The following is a 19,468-nucleotide window of genomic DNA, read 5'->3' as shown; positions in this document are numbered from 1 at the left end:
AGACACCGGGAAGCACATCCTCGGCGCCGAATTCACGCGCCAGGCCGACCTGGCAGTGGACATCACGCCGGGGAATGAGGACTGCGTGTAACGGACGGGGCCGGGACGATGCCCGGCCCCTGTATCAGGTAGATTCCGGCTTCAGAAACTGTACTTGACGCTCACGCCGTAGGTACGGGGCATGCCCAGAAAGTTCTGTGACGGGAAGATGCCGCCGGTGTTGTCGTAGGACTGGGTAATGTAGAACTTGTCGCCGAGATTCTTGCCCCAGACCGAAACGTCCCAATGCCCATCGGGGGAAATGAAACCGATTCTGCCGTTCCACAACCAGAACGCATCCTGGGAGTTCTGGCCGTTGTTGCCGAGCGAGAAGAACACGTCATCCCGATACATGGCGTCCGCGGCGACAAAGCCGGTCCAGCCGCCGTCACCGACCGGGAATTCATAACGCGCACGGCCGTTGAACATGAGGTCCGGCGAGTTCGCCAGTTTGTTGCCGGCATTGTCGCCGGTCCCCGGTATGGCGTTGTATTTGGTGATTTCCGTGTCCATCCAGTTGAGACCGGCCCCGAGCTGCAGCCGTTCGGTCGGCTGCCACAGCAGGTCGACCTCGGCCCCGGTCACTTCGGCATCGCCGGCGTTACTCAGCACCAGTACCGGCACGCCACCACGAATCTCGGTGACGAAGGCCTGGAAATCTTCCCAGTCATAGTAGTAAGCCGCGGCATTGAGCCGGACGGAACCGTCCGCCAGGGTCGACTTGATGCCCACTTCGTAGGCGTACAGAGTTTCCGGCTCGAACGGCTCCAATTCCGCTTCGGTAAACGAAACGGCACCCTTGTAGCCGCCCGATTTGAAGCCCTTGGAGACGTTCGCGTACACCATGGATTCATCGGAGATGTGATACTCGAGGCCCAACTCGCCGGTCCAGGCATCGTGCGAGATTGAGTCGTGATACTCGGGCACCGGAACCACGCCAATCGCTGGCATGGTGGTGGTGCCGAACGGGTCGTGGTCAAAACCGAAATAATCGAAATCCTTTTCTTCGTCGGTATAGCGCAACCCGCCCACCAGCGACCAGCGGTCCGAGAGCGGCAGCGTGGCATAGCCAAATACGGCCCACGCGGTCGTGGATTGGGTGAAGTTCTGAGAAATGCGGGTCAGAAATATGTGTTCGTCGAGCGCCTGCTGGAAGTCGAAGAACATTTCGTCGTCCGTGAAGTACGCACCGACCACCCAGTCGAGGCCGCCTTCGGTAGTTGCCGCCAGTCTCAGTTCCTGCGAGAAGACCTCGATCTCGTTGGTCGACTGCGTGTCGATCATGATGATCGGCGTGCCATCGGAGTCTTCGGTGTAAACCCGGTCGTAGTCGGAGTAGCCCGTCACTGAACTCAGGGTCATGTCGCCGATCTGCCAGTTGACCGCCAGTGAAACCCCAAAGGACTCACCGTCGGACTCCTGCCCGAAGATGGAACTGTTCTCCACCGTGTAACGGTCCGGGAAGGGGTCGGAGTAACCCAGGAAGCTCACGCACTGGCTTTCGTCCCGTTCGCCCCGCAGTGCTGGCGCGCAGAGATTGGGACTGAACGCGCCGTCGGCGAAACCGACATGCTCGCGCGCGGCGCTGTCCGACTTGTCACGCGCGTAGTAGCCAACGAACAGGACATTCACATCGTCGTTGGGATTCCAGTCCAGGGTGCCGCGAACGGCGGTCTGGTCAAGCTCGCCGATTTCCTGGCCGTTGAACGCGTTGGTGACCCAGCCTTCGTTCTGCTGGATGGTCAGGAACGAGATGCGACCGCCCAACTGATCGGACAGCGGCCCGCCAACCGCGGCCTCCAGCTCATAACGATCGTAATTGCCGACATCGCCGCGCACATAGCCGTTGACTTCTTCACCCGGACGCCGACTGAAGACATTGATCGCGCCACCGGTGGTGTTCCGCCCGTACAGTGTGCCCTGCGGCCCCTTCAGCACCTCGACCCGATCGAGGTCGAACAACTGGAAGGCCATCATCGGGGTGTACGGCTGATTGACTTCGTTGAAGTAGACACCGACGGTCGGATTGTTGTTGCTGAAGGCATCGTTCAGGCCAATGCCTCGAATCGTGTAAAGCGGATCCGCGTCGCCCCGCGACCCGGTCGCGAACAGGCCCGGTGTAAACCAGGACAGGTCCTGCGCGTTGATGATTCGAAACTCTTCCACCTGCTCACCGGAGAATGCGGTGATGGACATCGAGACATCCTGGATGCTCTGCGCGCGTTTACGTGCGGTGACCACGATTTCCTCGAGCGCCCCCGCGGAACCCGCTGCTCCCGAACGCTCCTGGGCAACGGCAGTACTGGCAAATTGCAGCGAAAGAACGCCCAACAGCGCCCAAAATGACACGATCGTCTTGAAATTCATCTTCCCTTCCCCGTTACAGAAACTTACAACCCGGTTCGTCCACGCCACGGCCGACGACCGTCGCGCTCCGTGGGATTGTAGGGCGAATTGGATCCAATGTACAATATCCAAATGCGCGATATTCACTCATCGGGGGCCCGGATCCGGCGGGCCGGAACGTGACCGGCATGCAGACTGCATCCATCAACCTGGAACCCGTCGCCAAGCAGGTCTCGGACGTGCTGCGCCAGTGGATCATGTCCGGACACCTCCCGGCCGGCGAGCACATCCGGCAGGATGCCATCGCCGAAGATCTGGGGGTGAGCCGGGCGCCGGTGCGCGAGGCACTGCTCACCCTGGAAGCCGAAGGACTGATCACGCGGCAGAAATACAAGGGTGCCTTCGTCGCCGAAATCTCGCTGGCCGAAGTGCGGGAAACCTACAAGTTGCGGTCGCTGCTCGAATGCTTTCTGTTCGAGAATGCTTTGCCACGAATCACCGAAAAGGACCTGCAACGCGCCGAGAAAATCGTCCACGAATCCCTGGCAACCACAAACAGCGATGACTGGATGCAGCTGAATATCGATTTCCACATGACCCTGTACGAGCCGTCGCAGCTCACCTTGACCATGCAAACGCTGAACGGCTTGTTGCTGCGCACCGACCGCTACTTCCGACTGCAGCAGGCCATTTCGCCCTCGGTGCAGCACAAGAGCCACGATGAGCACCAGGAGATTCTCGACATCATCCGCTCCGGCGACCACGAGGCCGCCGTGCGGCTCATGCGTGAGCACATCGAATCCAACTCGGACGAAGTAATCCAGTTCGTCGAGGATGGCGCCAAAGCCGATCCCGCATCCCTGCCACCCGATCCCGATACGCCTTGACCGCTCCCGTTCCACAGGCCGCGGGGCGCATCAACCTCGACACGCGCACCAGCATCATGCTGGTGCTGGTCGCTTGTACCGCGTTTACCTCGCAGATGGCCGTGCCGTTGTGGGTGGGCGCCGTGATCGACAGCTTCGGATTCAGCGCCGAAACCGCCGGCACCATCGCCGCCGTCGAGTTCACGACCGTGGCCATCGCCTCGTATACCGTGGCGCTCCGGATCCACCGCTTCAACGTGCGCACGCTATGCGGCATCGGCTTCACGTTGCTGATCACCGCCAACGCCGTATCCAGCGTGCTCGACAGCGCCGCCACCCTGACCGCGGTGCGCGCGGTGGCGGGCATCGGCAAGGGACTGGTAATTTCCGCCGCCTTCGGACTGGCCGGACGGTCGACTTCCCCGGCCCGGTCCTTCGCCCTGCTCAACGGCGGCTACACCTTGTTCGCGGCGGTCACCTTTTTCGTGGTCCCGTTCGCCATCGAGCGCTACGGCGCCGCCGGCGTGTGGTTGTCCCTGTGCTTCGCCACCGTGGTCGGCGCCTGCTTTGTGCCGTGGATGCCTTCGGCCAAGTCAAAGGATGGCGCTGAAACGAAGGAAGAAACGGCTTCATCGGGCACGACCTCCGGCCTGAGTGGGCTGCTGGCCCTGCTCGCACTGGTGGTGCTGGTCGGAGGCAGCTCGGCCATCTGGACCTTCATTGAGCGCATCGGGTTGCGCACGGGATTGTCGCTGACCGACATCGGCATGATCCTGTCCGCCGCCGCCGTCATTACGGTCAGCGGCCCTGCCCTGGCTCACGCGCTCGATACGCGCCTGGGTTACCGCATTCCGATCATCGCGGGCGTCGGTGTAAAGATCGTCATTGCCGGCATTCTCGGGACGGTTACGAGTGCCGTGGTCTTCATTGCCACCGTGCCCTTTTTCAACGCGGCCATGCTGCTGGCGGTGCCGTACCTGCAGGCCCTGATGTCGCTGGCCGATCCGAAAGGGCGGTTCGCCGCCGCGGCGGGCGCGTCGATGACGCTGGGCGCCGCACTGGGCGCGTATGTGGGGGGCGTGACGGTAACCCAATTCGGCCTGGACCAGGTGGGAACCGCCGCCATCGCAATGCTGCTTCTGGTGATCGTGCTGGCGCTGCTGTCACTGCGCCGCCTGACCGCGGTCACCGGTCTCGACACACTGCCAACAGTGAAGGATGCCCCGGCGGCCAACGAGCCAGCGCCCTGAAGTCACCACCAGAGAGAGAGCACACCGAACCCGCAACACCGAATCGCAGAGACCAAAGAGAAAATGCCATGGATTTTTTTGAAGCGCTGACCCGCAAACGGGCGTGCCGCGACTTTACCGACGAACCGGTTTCCGAAGAACACGTCGATCGCCTGCTTTACGCGGCGAGCTGGGCTCCCATTGCTTCCAATCGCCCCTATCGCCACTGCATCCTGGTGGACGATCCGAACGTGATTCAGGCCATTCGTCAGATCTCACCATCGCTGCAACCGGAGTCACCGCTGTTGCTGGTGATTTATTCCGACCTGGAACTCGCGCACGCCTCGGTCGGCAAGGTCGGTGATCGCTGCACGGCGGTCGATGCCGGCGCTTCCGGCGAAAATGTACTGCTGGCCGCGGCCGCGCTCGGACTGGGTGCCCAGTTCACGATGATTTCCGCCATGAGCGGTATCCGGACCATCCTCGGACTGCCGTCGTCGTGCCGGGTTGACCTGATCATCCCGATCGGCCACGCGGAACGCATGTTGCCGCCGGTGAGCGCAGAGAAGCCCAACCGGGCCCAGAAAGTCTATCGAAACCAATACGGAGTCGAGTGATGTCCCAGCAGAAAACCGACGACTGGTTCACGTATACCAGCTTCCTGGCCAGTTCGGCACGGGCCGGCATCGAAGAATCCGTGGTGGTCTCCAGCCATCGACTCATCGAGGCGCTGCGCCGATTGCTCGAACTCAAGCCCGAACTGAAATCCGATCCGTTCTTCGCGGAAATCGACGAACTCCTGGTCCGCAGCACGTCAGCGGCCTACTTCAAGTCGCCGGAAAAATTCACGGACTTCCTCGATGAAGTACTGCAGCGGTTCGCCGAGGAAGCCCGGGCACGGAACGGGCTGGACTGACGGCGAATGAACGCGATACCCCGAACAGACGGACAATCAATCAGGAGCCAGACCTCAGCATGACCCAGCAAAACAGACTTCGAGTCGGCGTCGATATCGGCGGAACGTTTACCGACCTCGTGGCGTTCGACGATGCGCGTGGCGGCATGTTGATCGCCAAAACCCCTTCGGTTCCCGGCGAGTATTCGGCCGGCGTGATCAACGCGCTGGACGAAGTCATCGACGACTACGGCGAAATCGAACTCTTCATCAACGGCACCACCGCCCCGCTCAATGCGTTCCTGGAACGCAAGGGCGCGCGCACCGCACTGATCACCACCCGGGGCTTCGGCGACGTTTACGTGATCCGGCGCAGCAACCGCAGCCGCATGTACGACCTGCATTACACACATGCGGAACCGCTGGTGCCGCGACGACACACCTTCGAGGTCGAAGAACGGCTCAACGCCCGGGGTGAAGTGGTGACGCCGCTCAACGAAGCCGACCTCAGGAAGATCGTCGGCAAACTGCGGCAGGCGAAAATCGAATCGGTTGCGCTGTGTTTCCTGCACAGCTACATCAACCCCGAGCACGAGCGGCTGGCCGCGGAGTTCCTGCGTCGCGAGGCTCCGGAAATTTTCGTCAGTCCCTCCTACGAGATCTGCCGCGAGTGGCGCGAGTACGAGCGCACGAGCACGGCGGTGATCAACGCTTACGTGTCGCCGATTCTGAAAAACTACCTGGGCCAGCTCGAAACCGCCCTCACCGGCCGCGGCTACGACGACAAGGTCTTTTTGATGCAATCGAACGGCGGCCTGATCGATTCCGGGGAAAGCGAATCGAAGGCGCTGCTGACCCTGATGTCCGGGCCGGTGGGCGCCTGTGTCGGCTCGGGCGTGCTCAGCCGGAAACTGGACGAGCCGAACATGATCTGCATCGACATGGGCGGCACCAGTTTCGAAGTCAGCCTGGTGGTCGACGGCAAGGAATCCGTCGTGCTGGAAACCAATTTCGAGGGCTTTCCGATCCGTGCGCCGATGGTGGACATCCACTCGGTCGGCGCCGGCGGCGGCAGCATCGCCTGGAGCGAGTCCGGCGCCCTGCGCGTGGGACCGAAGAGTGCCGGCGCGCAGCCCGGGCCCGCCTGCTACGGCCGGGGCGGCACGGAGCCGACCGTCACCGACGCCAACGTGGTGCTCGGTCGCATCGACCCCGACACCTTCCTCGGCGGGCGCATGAAGCTCGACGAGGAGGCGGCCCGCACCGTGGTGGGCGAATTCGCCCGCAGTTTCGAATTCGGTATCGAGGAGATGGCCGAGGGAATTCTCAACGTCATCAACTCGAAAATGGCCAATGCCATACGCACGATGACCATCAGCAAGGGCATCGATCCGCGCGAGTTCTCCCTGATCGCCTTCGGTGGCGCCGGGCCCATGCACGCGATGCTGATCGCCGAGGAACTGGAGATCGGCAGGGTCATCGTGCCCAACGTTGCCGGCCAGTTTTCCGCCTGGGGCATGCTCAACGCCGACATCCGCCACGACCAGTCGCAGCCGATCAACCTGCGCCTGTCGGGCCTCGACTGGGAAGCCGTCAACCAGGGCTACACCGACATGGAGACCCGGCTCGCCGATCTGCTGAAGGACGAAGGCGTGGCCGAAGACCAGATGCGATTCCTGCGTTACCTGGAGATGCGTTACATCAGCCAGGAGTACACTTTGAGCGTGCCGGTACCCGACGACGTCGCGCTCGGGGCTGACGACGCGGCGGCGCTCAAGGCGCGCTTCGATGAGCTTTACCTGCAGAACTACGGGCATTCCAACCCGCAGGAGGAAGCCCAGGTGGCCAACATCCGGGTCGAGGCCCGCGGCCTGAATGCCCTGCAGGATCAGGAGCAGCCCGCGCTGCTCGCCGACGAAGACGCGGCCGCGCCGGACAAGACCCGCGAGGTGGTGTTCGCCGGCCAGCGCAGGGAGACGCCGTTCGTCGATCGTGCGAATCTCCAGCAGGGCGAGAAACGCGCCGGCCCGATGATCATCGTCGAGCTGTCCTGCACCACGGTCGTGCCACCCGACTGGGAAGTCGAAGTCGACGCCATGGGCAACCTGCTGATAACCAAGACCGGGGGTTCGAAGTCATGAACGCCAAAATCGATCCGATTACCACCGAAGTCATCCGCAACGCGTTCTACGCGACGGCCGAGGACATGAGCGCGGTGCTGAACCGCAGTTCCTACTCGCCAGTGATCTACGAATGCCATGACTACGGTGTTTCGCTGTACAACGAGAACGTGGAACTGCTGGCGCAGGCGCCTGGCACGCCGTATTTCACCGGCGGCCTGGAAGCGGCGGTGCAGGCCGTGGTCGACAAGTTCGGCCTGGAGAACATGAAGTCTGGCGACGTCTTCGCCGTCAACGACACCTACATGGTCGGCGCGCACCTCAACGATGTCGACATCGTCTGCGTGTACGTGCACGAGGGCCAGCCCGTGGGCTTCGGCGCCATTCGCGCGCACTGGGAAGACGTGGGAGCGGCCACTCCGGGACACCCGGCAGGCACCACCGAAATCTACCAGGAAGGCCTGCGCATTCCGCCCGTGCGGATCATGTCGGGCGGCGAACTCGTCACCGACATGGTGGACCTGTTCAAACTCAATTCGCGCACGCCCAAAACCCTGATGGGCGACATGAACGCCATGGTGGCCGCCGCCCGCATGGGCGAGAAGCGCTTTCTCGGCCTGATCAGGCGTTTCGGACTGGACGTGATCCGCCAGGCCACCGGGGAAATTTTCGAGGCCACCGAGGCCAAGTTCCGGGCCTTCATTTCCAGCATCCCGGACGGCGTGTACGAAGCGGAAGGCTGCAACGACAACGACAGCGTGACCGACGATCCGGTGTGGGCCAAGGTGAAGGTGATCGTCGACGGCGACCGCCTGACCGTGGACACCACGGGTTCCGACCGCCAGCACGACGGCAACATCAACGTCGGACTGCCATCCACGAAGGCCATGGCCAAGCTGGCGCTGGCGTTTCTGTATCCCAGCGCGACACCCGAGGTGAACCATGGCAGCTTCAAGACGGTCGACGCCATCGCCGAGAAGGGCTCGATCTACTGGTCGCAGGAGCCGGTCGCCGGCATGCGGCCAGTGCCGGTGATGCTGCTGCTGGACCTGATCCTCAAGGCGCTGGCGCCGGCCATCCCGGACCGGGTCGCGGCCGGGTTGCCCGGCGATTCCTGGAACTGGGAGTGCTACGGGCGCAATACCGAGACCGATGAGTTCTGGCTGGCCGGCGAATCGATGAACGGTGGCTGGGGCGCCAGCAAGGGGCTGGACGGGGTCAGCGCGATCACCCACTCGGTGGCCGGCGATTTCCGCAACGTACCGATCGAAACCCAGGAAGCCCGCTGCCCGATTCTGGTGCATTCGCTGCGGCTGGGAACCGATACCGGCGGAGCCGGCCAATGGCGCGGCGGGCTCAACACCGTCAAGGAATTCGAAGCCCTCGAGCAACTGAATTTCCAGACCCACTTCGAGCGCACCAAGACGCCCCAGTGGGGCCTGTTCGGCGGCCACGACGGCGCCATCCCCGACGTGACCGTGTATCCGCCCGGTGAATCACCCACCTCCGGCCTGTTGAAGGCTTCCGGGATCGTGCTCGAGAAAGGCACCCGCGTTGTCGCCCGCACGGGTGGCGGAGGCGGCTACGGCAACCCGCTGGAACGCGACCCCGAGGCCGTGCTGGAAGACGTGCTCAACGGCTACGTCAGCCGGGACGCGGCCCGCTCCGTTTACGGTGTAGTCCTCAGCGACGCCGACGAACCCGTCATCGACACCACCGCGACGGAAGAACTGCGCCGTTCGCTGGCGGCCTCGGCCGCCGACTCCGGCGAGCCGGCGCGGGTTTCCGCGGAGGGATAAGCATGCAGGTGCGGGTGCTCGAAGCTTTCGTCGTACCAGAGCCGGAGTTGCAGGCGCTGGCCGGCGAACTGCGCACGCGCTACGGCCGGGACGACCTCGACCTGAGTGTCGCGGCTCCGGCCCGGCCACCCGAAGTCGAAGCCCACGAATCCATGACGGCGCTGTCGTACGCCGTGCCGGAACTGGTGCGCAACGCGCTCGAGGCCGAGGCCGAGGGCATCGACGGCCTTATGGTCGACTGCATGGCCGACCCCGGCATCGAGGTGCTGCGCGAAACGGTGTCGATTCCGGTTCTGGGACCCGGCATCACGTCGATGCAGGTCGCCACCCTGCTGGGCCGCCGATTCAGCCTGCTGGTGACCACCGATTTCTCGTCGCGTTATTTTCACGAATACGCCCGGCGCACGAGGCTAAACGCCCGACTGGCCTCATGCCGGCAAGTCGACATTCCGCCGGAACAACTGCAAGCGGAATCCGGTCACACTTTACAGGCGCTGACCGAGGCCGCGGTTCAGGCCGTGGAGAGCGATGGCGCGGATACCTTGATTCTGTGCTGCACGGGTTTCGCACCGTTCAGCGCCCGGCTGGGCGAGGCGCTCGACGCCCGCGGACTTTCGGTGCCACTCATCGACCCCTTCGCGGTAACCCTCAACGCGCTGGCGATGCTGATCCACTCCGGTCTGTCCCACAGCGGCATTGCCTTTCCGGCCACCGCCATCAGCGCGCAGCACCGGCACTAGCGCCGCATGTGCAACGTGCTTAACCCAATTCATCGAAAAGGTCATCCATGAGCATCACGATTTTTGAAAACTGCGCCGTATTCGACGGGGTCTCGGACGAACGAAAGCCGGGCATGAACGTAGCGGTGGAGAACGACGAGATCAAAGAGGTCTCCGAATCGCCCATCCGAGCCAAAGACGCCACCGTCTTCGACATCGGCGGCCGCACCCTGATGCCGGGCCTGATCGACGCGCACGTGCACATCTACTCCGCTTTCATCAACTACGCCCATACCGCGGACATGCCGCACACCCTGATGGCGCTCCATGCCACCGGGCGCCTGCGCGAAATCCTGTCGCGGGGGTTCACCACCGTGCGCGATGTCGCCGGTGGCGACTTCGGCGCCAAACGTGCGATCGAGGAAGGTGTCGTACCCGGGCCGAGGCTGTTCATCGGTGGCCGGGCGATGAGCATGACGGGCGGACACGGCGACCAGCGCAAGCTGACCGACTCGGCCGTGCCTTGTGCCTGTTCCGCCGGCGACAACGCCATGGAGTTCCTCACCCGCATCGTCGACGGCGTGCCGGAAATGCGCCGTGCCGTACGCGACGAACTGCGCAAGGGCGCCGACCACATCAAGCTGCTGGTCTCGGGCGGCGTCGGCTCACCCTACGACCCGCTGCACGGGCGCCAGTTCTCCGAGGAAGAGGTACGCGCCGCCGTGGACGAAGCGCAGGCCTGGGACAAGTATGTGTGCGCGCATTCCTATACCTCGCGATCCACCCGGTTCGCGGTCGAGTGCGGCGTGCGCACCATCGAGCACGGCAACCTGATCGATCAGGCCACGGCTGAACTCATGGCCGAGAAGGGCGCCTTCATGGTGCCGACCCTGGTCGCCTACTCGGAGACGGCCAAGCGGGGCGAAGACATGGGACTTTCCCCGGTCATCATGGAAAAGCTGCGCCTGGTCAATGAGGGTGGCGTCAATATGCTCGACCTCTGCCGCAAGGCCGGTGTCGAAATGGGTTTTGGTACCGACCTGATGGGCGAGCTGAACGAAGCACAGTCCGAGGAGTTCCTGATCCGCGCTGAAGTGTTGCCCGCTGTCGAAATCCTGAAGTCCGCGACTTCCGTCAATGCCCGCATCCTGATGCAGGAAGGCCGGCTCGGCGTCGTCGCGCCCGGCGCACTGGCGGATCTGCTGGTCGTCGATGGCAATCCCCTCGAAGACCTCAACCTGCTGCAGGATCAGGGCGCGCACCTGCGCGCCATCATGCAGAACGGAGCGTTCTTCAAGAACGAGCTGTAGACCCATCCGGCCGCGATCACGGCGTCGCACCCTGCGGCCAATCGGCTACCATGTTGGCTCGTCAGCCGCGGAGAATGACGATGCCAACGAAAGTGAGTGCCGGATTCCTGCTCGTACTCGCCACTCTGAGTGCCGTGGCCAACACGGCGACGGCGCAGGAATCCAACCGCCACCCGGCCACCCACGATACCGTCGCGATCGACGCCGAATACCCGCCGGCGATGCACGAACTTTCCTTCCAAAGCGGTGGGCACAAGCTCAACGGGCTGATGTACGTGGCCAACGGCCCGGGGCCGCATCCGACCGTGGTGCTGCTGCACGGCTATGCCGGCAACGAGCGCAACCTGGATCTTGCCCAGGCCCTGCGGCGGGCCGGCAGCAATGTGCTCTATTTCAATTACCGGGGCAGCTGGGGCAGCGGCGGTCCGTTCTCCGTTGCCAACGCGCTTGAAGACGTGGCCCGCGCGGTGGCGCTGGCGCGCGATCCCGCGTGGGCAGCAGCGCACCGATCCGACCCCGCGCGTGTGGCCCTGGTCGGCCACAGTTTCGGCGGCTTCGTGGGCGCGGTTACGACCGCGAGTGATCCAGACATCACCTGCTTCGCCTTCCTGGCCGGCGCCAACGTGGGTCCGTTCGGTCGTCAGGCGGCTGCCGATCCGGAATTCCGCGGCCAGCTCGCGTCCATGCTCGGCGCCGACATGGATGCCGAAGGCGGCCCGATCCGCGGGGATGCACACGCCATGGTGAGTGAAATCGTCGACCAGGCGGAAGCCTGGGACCTGACCCTGCGAGCCCCGGCACTGGCCACCCGGCCGCTGTTGCTCGTCGCCGGCACCCGCGATGAAGCGGTCCCCCCCAAGAACCATCACCAGCCGCTGCTCGCCGCACTGCACGAAGCCGGCGCCCGGCACCTGACCGATCGAATCCTTGAAGACGACCATTCCTTCTCGGCCAGCCGCATCGCGCTGACGCAGCTGTTGGTGGACTGGCAGACGGAGGCCTGCTGGCCCGATAAGTAGGCGGCAATCGCCTCACAAAATCCCGATACATTCTGTGCGATTGGGACCAAACGGGGTATCCGGGTACGCGCGCGGTCACAACAACAACCGCGACGTGCGCTGTAATCCCTCAAAATGTTCCCTATGGACAGTGGAGTATCGATGCTTCAGGCTGATTCCGAAGTCATCACATTTCTCCGTCAATACGATGGGGTCCCGCCATGTCCGTGCATGCATCGACCGATACCCACTCAATGCGGCATTGCACCATCGCCTGGCTGGCCTTGCTGCTTTTCGTGCACCCCGGTGATAGATTCGCCCAGGATCCGGACCTGCGCATCTGGGATCAACTGGTCTGTAAACTCGACCTGCCGGAACCGGTCGGCCCGCTGCCGCAGGCGTTCACCGCGGTAATCGACCACCCCCGGCCCCGGCCTCAGGACTTCGACGGCACCGCGCCGGTGCAGGGTGGGACACAGGGCAGCCGGTCCCCTCCCGGCTTACCGCGAGGTCCACATCGTAACGCTGGATCCGGAGCAATTCTCCGGTCAGGCCGGCGCGTGATTCAACGCGGTGATCGACGGCGAGCAGATGTGGATGCTGGGCATGGCGCAGGCCGACGACAGAACGGTGACGATGGAGGTGCTCTACCCGACCGGCTTCACGCCCTGGGGCGGATCCTTCGACCCCAACGATGTCACGCTGGAAACCTGGGGCACCTGGACGCTGACCTGGACCGACTGCGACACACTGGTGTTCGAATTCAGCTCCGAGGTCGAAGGCTACGGCAGCGGAACGCGCAACTACAGCCGCCTGACAACACTGCTCGGCAGCCAGTGCCCGGCCTTCTAGCCGCTAATGCGTCACGCGCCTGCCCGACCCCGAAGCCTCGGGAAGCGTTGGGGTCAGAGTAAAGGGACAGAGTAAGGAAAAGCTTAAGCGTTGGGGTCAGAGTAAAGGGACAGAGTAAAGAAGAGCTTACTCTGTCCCTTTACTCTGACCCCGGTCATTCTCAGACCCCGGTCATTCCGGTCGTTCGATGGGGCGCGGCGTAACGCTCAGTTGCCGTTGGCGACCTGTTGGAGCTTTTCGAAGTCTGCCGGCAGGCTCATCTTCAGGCGCGCGCGCTCCAGCGCCAGCCGGCTGTGGTGATTGGCGGCCGACGACAGCGAGGCACGATCCGTCGAGGACAGCGTTCTGAAGGCTTTCTGCAGCCGGGTGGCCACCTCGATGGTGCCCGCCCCGTCGCGTGCGATGCCGGTAAACGCGTCGTCGAACAAATCGTCCACGGATATCGGCGGCACCCGGATACGATCGTATTCGGGGCCGTCGTCATCGTCTTCGGAGCGTTCCTCGTTCCAGGCCATCAACAAGCGCACCAGGGTGCCGATGATGTCGATGGCCGTGCCCGGATCGTTCACCGCCGGCGACAGGGCGCGGCTGGCGATTTCCGCCAGCACGATGATGCCAAACCGGGGGTCATCATCGAACAGCCGATCGTGGCCGATCACAAACGCCCGTCGAATACGTTCGATGTCTTCGACGGTCGGTCGCTTGGGTTCGTCCGATTGATCCGGTTTGTCCGATTTTTCGGCTTCGTCTGATTCGTCAGAATCCGCGCTCACCCGGGCGAGCGGGCGGTCCGGGGTCATGAAGGTTCCCGGAAGGGCATCGATCGACACCCGCAGGCCATGCGCACGGGCGCAGTGCTGCAGTTCCTCCATGTCGATCCGCTGGATATAGCCGATGTCATCCGTGAAAACCGCCACCCCGGCCTCTTCACCGGGTGCCGATGAGCGGGGAACGCCACCGAGGCAGGGGCGTTTTCTGCGGCGATTAACGGCTGCCTGAACCGCGGCCTCGACCTTGTCCACTGTCGTGCCCAGACGGCCCAGCCGGGCGATTCGGTCGACCCAGCGGACGAAGGTGAGGATCACGACGGCGAACACCGCCAGGGTCAGCACGAACAGCGCGAAGCGGCCGGCCGTGTCGTAATAGCTGTTGAGCAGCGTGACCAGGGCCACGATGCTGAAAATGAAGGCTCCGATGAAGGTGGACAACGCATTCTGGGATACATCGTCGGCCAGGATCAGCGGAAAGGTTCGTGGCGTGGCCGTGCCGCTGGCCGAAGCGTATGCCGAAACCATGGAAGCGACCGAGAAGGTCGCGATGACGAGCATGCTCGAGGAGATGACGGAGAGCAGTGTTTTCAGGGAGTCGAACGAAACTTCCGGCACCGACTGCAGAAACGCCACATGGTCCGCCGATTTGGCGACGAACGCGGCGAAAACGGACAGCACGGCCATGATCAGTGGCCTGACCCACAGGCGTTCCCTGATGCGATTGAGCAGAAACTGCAGACGGTCCAGCATGCCGGTACCCCCGGTGGCGATGGGACCATCATGACACAGCCTTATCCGCCGTCGTTGATGTGCTCGATGCGAGTGGCCGAATCACCGCAGGCATAACCCTGGATTTCGAGCGCGAACAACCGGCGCAGCGGGATGATGGCCGAGCCCAGCCCGAGGGCGGAAAGATCGTAAACAAACTCGAGGTCGTAGCAGTCGAACGCGCTGATCGTGCCGCTACCGACCACCTGCCGGTCGGCTGGCTTGCCGCCCAGGAACTGGCCATTGGTCACCAGTTCGATATCGAAACTGACGGCGGCGGCCTGCAGGTCGTAGGTGGCGGCGCCGGTGAGCCACAGCAGATCGCCCGCGCCATCGTAGGTGTACCAGGAAAGGAAGAACAGCCCCTCGGATTCCTCGGCCAGTTCTTCGAATGCCAGCACGAAACCCTGGTCGGCCGCGCCCGGGGTCACCCAGTTGCCGGACAGACGGCCAGTCAGCGTCATGTCCGGAGCGGTGAGCGTGCCCTTGTACCGCGGGATCTGCACGATGGAGGTAAAGCCCTCCGGGTCCTCCAGTTCCAGTTCGAAGGCTCCGTTGTACTGGCCGGCCAGCATGATCTGGTCCGCATTGAAGTCCTCCGCCAGCGGCGCCGGGGTATCCATGATGAAGGTGGATTCGACCCCCTCGTACAGGAGGCCGGTGACATCATCCCGTGCCTGGTTGGTGTTCGGCTCCACATTCAGCCGAAAGCGGTAGCGTGTCGGGTCGCCGGCCACTCTGCCCCAGGCCCAGGGAAGCAGCGCCATGTCCGCCACCCCGTCCTGATCATCCAGCAGCTCGAGCGTGACCATCAAGATCCGCCGGCCGGGTTCGGGGCAACCCATCTGCCACACGGTGATGGCCAGGTCCTGTTCCACGAACTCGGTATCGATCCAGGTCACGACCTCGTCGCTGAGCACTTCGCTGCCACTGAAATTGAAGTCGTCCAGAACCGGCACGTTGGTGACGCAGGCCGGCGGAATCGGCGTGGTGTAATTCGACAGGTAATTCTCGTACAGCGCCTGGGCCGGAAAACTCAGCAGGCACAACAAGGCGATGAGCATGCTGGCGGGCACAATCGCGCCGGTGCGTACATTCAGTGACATGGTCAGGTCTCCCACAACGATTAGGGACGCCAGGGCGCGCGTCGGGGTGACGATTGCACGGTGCGCTGAGCACCGATGCCGGCACAGCCCCCGCCCGGCGGCAGCTTACGGCCCTGACTTTAGCCAATGCCACGTGAATCTCTGCTGAACCAAAGAAGAAGTCCACAAAAGGAATCAGGGCTGGCTCCAACCCCAGACGTGGGATCGGAGCCGGCCCTGACTCCTGTGCGGACCCCGCGTGCGGGTCCGCCGCGCGGGCGGTGTACCGCTCAGTTACCGGCGATGATGTGGACCACCTCGAAGCCGGTGAGCAGGTAATCGGGAATCCCGTCGAAATTGACGTCGGCGAGCCCGAGTGCGTCAACGCCGAGGAAGATGCCGGGCTGGGTACCGGTCATGGTGCGCAGCAGGCTGAGGTCGGCGCCCGAGTAGAGATAGGCTTTGCCTTCCGCATTCGGCCCGAAGGTGAATGCAGCGACGTAGATGTCCGCCAGCCCATCGCCGTCGGCATCGCCGACCAGGCGGCCCGGGCCGATGCCGTCGCCGTTGTTCTCGGCATTGATCACATGCAGCCGGGTACCGTCCGCACCGGAGAACACATAGGCACGGCCGGTGCCGCCCACCGGGGTGGGTGCGTTGGCATTGCCGCCGCCCCGATTCGGATTCTGCTGCCCCCGGGTGGCTCCGAAATCACCGATGAAGACATCACCGATGCCGTCGCCGTCCACATCCCGCCCGCCAGCGGCATGGAAAGTGGCGAAGGTGCCGAAGCTGCCGCCCGGAACGGCCGAGCGGCCCACCGGCGCCATCTCGTACAGAACGCTGCCATCGACGCCCGACAGCGCGAATGCGATGCCGCGGTTCTTGTGCCCGCCACCGCGCACGCCGACCAACACGTCCGGCACGCCATCGCCACTGACATCGCCCAGCCGGCCCACCGCGCTGCCGGCCAGATCAAACGACTCGGAGCCGTTGAACTGCCACAGCACCGATCCGTCGTTACCATCGAGCAGGTACGCGGCACCGCTGTTGCCGCCATTGACGGACGTGCCGGTGGCGCCGGCGATGATCTCGTCGATGCCGTCGCCGGTCACGTCGCCCGCGGTATCGACATCAAAGCCAATGCCCTGCGGCGGCGCGATTTCCCACAACACCGAGTGATCGGCGCCGGAATAGGCCACCAGGCGTACCCGCGAGCCGGCGACATAGTCATTCACGCCGTCGCCATCGAGATTGCCGGCCAGGCTGGCGCTGAAGCCGAGCAACTCACCGGCGTTACCCGTGTGTGTGGCCAGCAACGCGCCGTCCGCGCCGGAGTACAGGTAGATCCGGCCCGTGGAATTCCCACCGCCGTCCACCAGGAACGGAGCGGTGACGATGAAATCGGTGGCACCGTCGCCACTGATGTCGCCAAGGTCCTCGGCGACCCAGCCGAAGCTGGATCCAGGCTGCTCGGTGAGGAGGGTGGCGACAACGTCGACGTCGGCTTCGACAAAATTCGGATCAGCGGAGAAAGCAGCGGCCGGGCACAAGGCCAGAGCGGTTGCGACCGCCAGAGTACGAGACTTGAACATGGACAGATTCCCTCGGTGGTTTCCAAACCACACGATAGGAATTCCCGGACGATCCGGCTTTCAGGAAATTGCTCGGGTTTCCATCCACTGCTGACGGAACCGGCTGGGAGTGACGCCCAAGCGATCTGAGAATCGGCTGCTGAAGTGGCTTGGAGAACTGAAGCCCAGATCCATCGCGATATCGGTAAGCGGCTCGTCGCTGTCACACACCCGGTCCACCGCGTCGCGCAGCCGGAGTTCCGAAAGATGCTGGTGCAAGCCGATGCCACGCAGGCGGCGGAACAAGCGGCTCAGATGAAACGGCGAACAAGCCACGGCGGTGGCCACCTCGTCGAGACGCACCGCCTCGCCGTAGTGCGCCGCGAGATACGCCTCCGCGGCGGTAACGGTGCGCTGCTGCCGTGCCGAAACCGGTCCGGTCTCGACACCGGTCTCAAGCAGCCGCGCCAGCAGCGAGAACGCCGTGTCTTCGACTTCGAGCGGATCGGCGGCCCCTCTGCGGACCCGCGCGTACAGTCGGCGGATTTCCAGGTATGCACTCTGCGGCAGGTGCCGGACCGGATCGCGATACGGCCGGTGCGCCGGGCCGCCGCAACGCTGTGCCAACTGGTCATCCGCGAACGCGAACCACAGGCAATGATCGCCGTACCGGTTCAGCGCCTCGCGGCGGTACCGTGTACCGCGGTTGTAGAAAAGTACCCGCGTGCGGTCGGCGACCACACTGCGGCCACGGCTGAAATGAATTTCCACCGGCCGGCTCGGCACCACCAGCAGATGGTTTTCGATGGGTCCGGTGTCGGTGAACCGGGGTTCCTGCACGCGGCAGCGGAATTCGCCGAACAGTAACGAAGGACTGTGATGCAGTACCTCGTCGAACGGGCAGCGAACCGGTTCCATGGATGACCCTCCGAAAAATTACGACAACCACGACAAACTACGACGATTATCGTATCCAAGCGGTGAGGCGTTAACAATGGCGATCAGCGGCCAGACCGGCGAAGCTGCGCCGGGCCGAGGCGAGCCTGCGGCAGTCAGAAGTGCATCGGGTTCATGCAGCCGGCGCATTCAATCAGGCATGCGTTACACGGGCGTCGGGATCGAGACGGGCCCGGCGGCCCGTGATTGTGTGCTTGATTGAATGCGCCGGCGTGCGGCACCATATCCTGACCAGGCCGACCGTTGCCGGCTATTGGACATTTCTTCGATGATGGTGCGCAGAACTTCACGCCATTGGCTGACCGCGACCGGCCTGTGGTTCGCCTTGTTGTGGACCGCCCAGGTGGCGGCCGAACGGGCGTCACAGTTTGGCATCGACGTCCATGTGCTGCGTGGCGACAGCAACCTCGTTCACGTCATCGACACCGAGTGGAGCGCCGCGGCCCGCGCGCTTCAGTTCGAACCCCAGTCCGATCCCACCGCGGCCACGGCTGCTGCGGCCACTCCGCAAGCCACATTTTCCACCGGCCAGCTGGCAATCCGTATCACCACGGAGTCCAACGGACGGCAAACCTTCGCACGCCCCGGCATCCGGGCACCTCCGCTGCTCTACACCTCCGCTTAAAACCACAATTCAGTTTTGAACCCTACAGGGCCTGCCGTTCCCCCACTGGACGACGGCAGGTCTGGAGGTCACATATGAGCAAGCAGCACACCCTGCCGGCAATGGCCGGCCGGCGCGCCCGTACCCGTAAAGTTCCGGCCGCCATCGATCACCAGCGGTCAGCAACCGCAGCGACCCTTCCCGCCGCACCCGACGGCGTCAACCCTGAGCCGGAAACCCCGCACTCAAACACGGCAACCGCGCCGGCCACGGGCAAGAACGTCCAGGCGGACTCCTGGTGGTCGCACGCAGCCTACGGACTCGGAGCGACGGCGCTGGTGGTGCCGATGTTTCTGCCCGGGAGATCCATGATCACGTGGTTTCTGGGCTACCTGACCGTGAGCACGGCGGTCTTCATGGGAGCCTGTATGTGGGGCATCTTCCGAGCCCTCGCATCCGGCCGTCAGACAGCTCCAAAACGCCGCAAAAGCTGGCCCGTATAAACAAAACCGGGCCACACAAAAAAGCCGGCCGCCC

General features: G+C 63.7%; 17 protein-coding genes. 12 read left to right on the top strand and 5 right to left on the bottom strand.

What is annotated here, in order from left to right; translation table 11 throughout:
- Positions 1 to 141: 141 nt before the first annotated feature.
- On the bottom strand, positions 142 to 2,406 hold the full coding sequence (locus V3330_RS10085) for a TonB-dependent receptor (RefSeq protein WP_354695292.1): 2,265 nt from the start codon (positions 2,404 to 2,406) through the stop codon (positions 142 to 144).
- A gap of 167 nt (positions 2,407 to 2,573) precedes the next feature.
- On the opposite strand from V3330_RS10085, the gene V3330_RS10080 reads away from it, so the two are divergent.
- The 10 genes from V3330_RS10080 (at position 2,574) to V3330_RS10035 (ending at position 13,173) form a co-directional block, all read left to right on the top strand.
- Positions 2,574 to 3,272, top strand: coding sequence for a GntR family transcriptional regulator (locus V3330_RS10080; RefSeq protein WP_354695291.1), 699 nt, complete (start codon positions 2,574 to 2,576; stop codon positions 3,270 to 3,272).
- Positions 3,269 to 4,501 carry an MFS transporter gene (locus V3330_RS10075; RefSeq protein ID WP_354695290.1) on the top strand — a complete coding sequence of 411 codons (1,233 nt, stop codon included), beginning with the start codon at positions 3,269 to 3,271 and terminating at the stop codon, positions 4,499 to 4,501. Before V3330_RS10080 ends, V3330_RS10075 begins: the two co-directional genes overlap by 4 nt.
- 68 nt (positions 4,502 to 4,569) lie before the next feature.
- On the top strand, positions 4,570 to 5,097 hold the full coding sequence (locus V3330_RS10070) for a nitroreductase family protein (protein WP_354695289.1): 528 nt from the start codon (positions 4,570 to 4,572) through the stop codon (positions 5,095 to 5,097).
- On the top strand, positions 5,097 to 5,396 hold the full coding sequence (locus V3330_RS10065) for a DUF6092 family protein (RefSeq protein WP_354695288.1): 300 nt from the start codon (positions 5,097 to 5,099) through the stop codon (positions 5,394 to 5,396). Before V3330_RS10070 ends, V3330_RS10065 begins: the two co-directional genes overlap by 1 nt.
- A gap of 59 nt (positions 5,397 to 5,455) precedes the next feature.
- Positions 5,456 to 7,516 (top strand): hydantoinase/oxoprolinase family protein, encoded by a 2,061-nt coding sequence (locus tag V3330_RS10060; protein WP_354695287.1) that lies wholly within the window; start codon positions 5,456 to 5,458, stop codon positions 7,514 to 7,516.
- Positions 7,513 to 9,294: a hydantoinase B/oxoprolinase family protein gene (locus tag V3330_RS10055; RefSeq protein ID WP_354695286.1), complete on the top strand. Its 1,782-nt coding sequence runs from the start codon at positions 7,513 to 7,515 to the stop codon at positions 9,292 to 9,294. The genes V3330_RS10060 and V3330_RS10055 overlap by 4 nt, the downstream gene beginning before the upstream one ends.
- Before the next feature lie 2 nt (positions 9,295 to 9,296).
- The gene (locus V3330_RS10050) at positions 9,297 to 10,034 is read left to right on the top strand and encodes an aspartate/glutamate racemase family protein (protein WP_354695285.1); all 738 of its coding nucleotides are present in this window, start codon (positions 9,297 to 9,299) and stop codon (positions 10,032 to 10,034) included.
- A 47-nt stretch (positions 10,035 to 10,081) separates the two neighbouring features.
- Positions 10,082 to 11,323 carry a metal-dependent hydrolase family protein gene (locus V3330_RS10045; protein ID WP_354695284.1) on the top strand — a complete coding sequence of 414 codons (1,242 nt, stop codon included), beginning with the start codon at positions 10,082 to 10,084 and terminating at the stop codon, positions 11,321 to 11,323.
- A gap of 80 nt (positions 11,324 to 11,403) precedes the next feature.
- Positions 11,404 to 12,342: an alpha/beta hydrolase family protein gene (locus V3330_RS10040; protein WP_354695283.1), complete on the top strand. Its 939-nt coding sequence runs from the start codon at positions 11,404 to 11,406 to the stop codon at positions 12,340 to 12,342.
- A gap of 552 nt (positions 12,343 to 12,894) precedes the next feature.
- Positions 12,895 to 13,173: a hypothetical protein gene (locus V3330_RS10035; protein WP_354695282.1), complete on the top strand. Its 279-nt coding sequence runs from the start codon at positions 12,895 to 12,897 to the stop codon at positions 13,171 to 13,173.
- A 206-nt stretch (positions 13,174 to 13,379) separates the two neighbouring features.
- Here the strand turns inward: V3330_RS10035 and V3330_RS10030 are convergent, their stop codons facing one another.
- From V3330_RS10030 to V3330_RS10015, 4 genes are all read right to left on the bottom strand, one after another.
- A complete protein-coding gene (locus V3330_RS10030) occupies positions 13,380 to 14,693 on the bottom strand; it encodes a DUF2254 domain-containing protein (RefSeq protein ID WP_354695281.1) in 1,314 nt (437 codons plus the stop codon).
- Between the two features lie 41 nt (positions 14,694 to 14,734).
- On the bottom strand, positions 14,735 to 15,817 hold the full coding sequence (locus tag V3330_RS10025) for a hypothetical protein (RefSeq protein WP_354695280.1): 1,083 nt from the start codon (positions 15,815 to 15,817) through the stop codon (positions 14,735 to 14,737).
- 269 nt (positions 15,818 to 16,086) lie between these two features.
- Positions 16,087 to 17,391, bottom strand: a complete 1,305-nt coding sequence (locus V3330_RS10020) for an integrin alpha (RefSeq protein ID WP_354695279.1) — start codon at positions 17,389 to 17,391, stop codon at positions 16,087 to 16,089.
- Between the two features lie 60 nt (positions 17,392 to 17,451).
- Positions 17,452 to 18,288: a helix-turn-helix transcriptional regulator gene (locus V3330_RS10015; protein WP_354695278.1), complete on the bottom strand. Its 837-nt coding sequence runs from the start codon at positions 18,286 to 18,288 to the stop codon at positions 17,452 to 17,454.
- Between the two features lie 307 nt (positions 18,289 to 18,595).
- On the opposite strand from V3330_RS10015, the gene V3330_RS10010 reads away from it, so the two are divergent.
- Positions 18,596 to 18,952: a hypothetical protein gene (locus V3330_RS10010; RefSeq protein WP_354695277.1), complete on the top strand. Its 357-nt coding sequence runs from the start codon at positions 18,596 to 18,598 to the stop codon at positions 18,950 to 18,952.
- A gap of 74 nt (positions 18,953 to 19,026) precedes the next feature.
- Positions 19,027 to 19,434, top strand: a complete 408-nt coding sequence (locus V3330_RS10005) for a hypothetical protein (RefSeq protein ID WP_354695276.1) — start codon at positions 19,027 to 19,029, stop codon at positions 19,432 to 19,434.
- Positions 19,435 to 19,468 lie beyond the last annotated feature (34 nt).

The organism is Elongatibacter sediminis, from assembly GCF_037892215.1.
In the GTDB taxonomy this organism is placed as follows: Bacteria; Pseudomonadota; Gammaproteobacteria; order Xanthomonadales; family SZUA-36; genus Elongatibacter; species Elongatibacter sediminis.
Note: the sequence above shows the minus strand (reverse complement) of the source record. Positions and strands in the feature narration are given on the sequence as shown.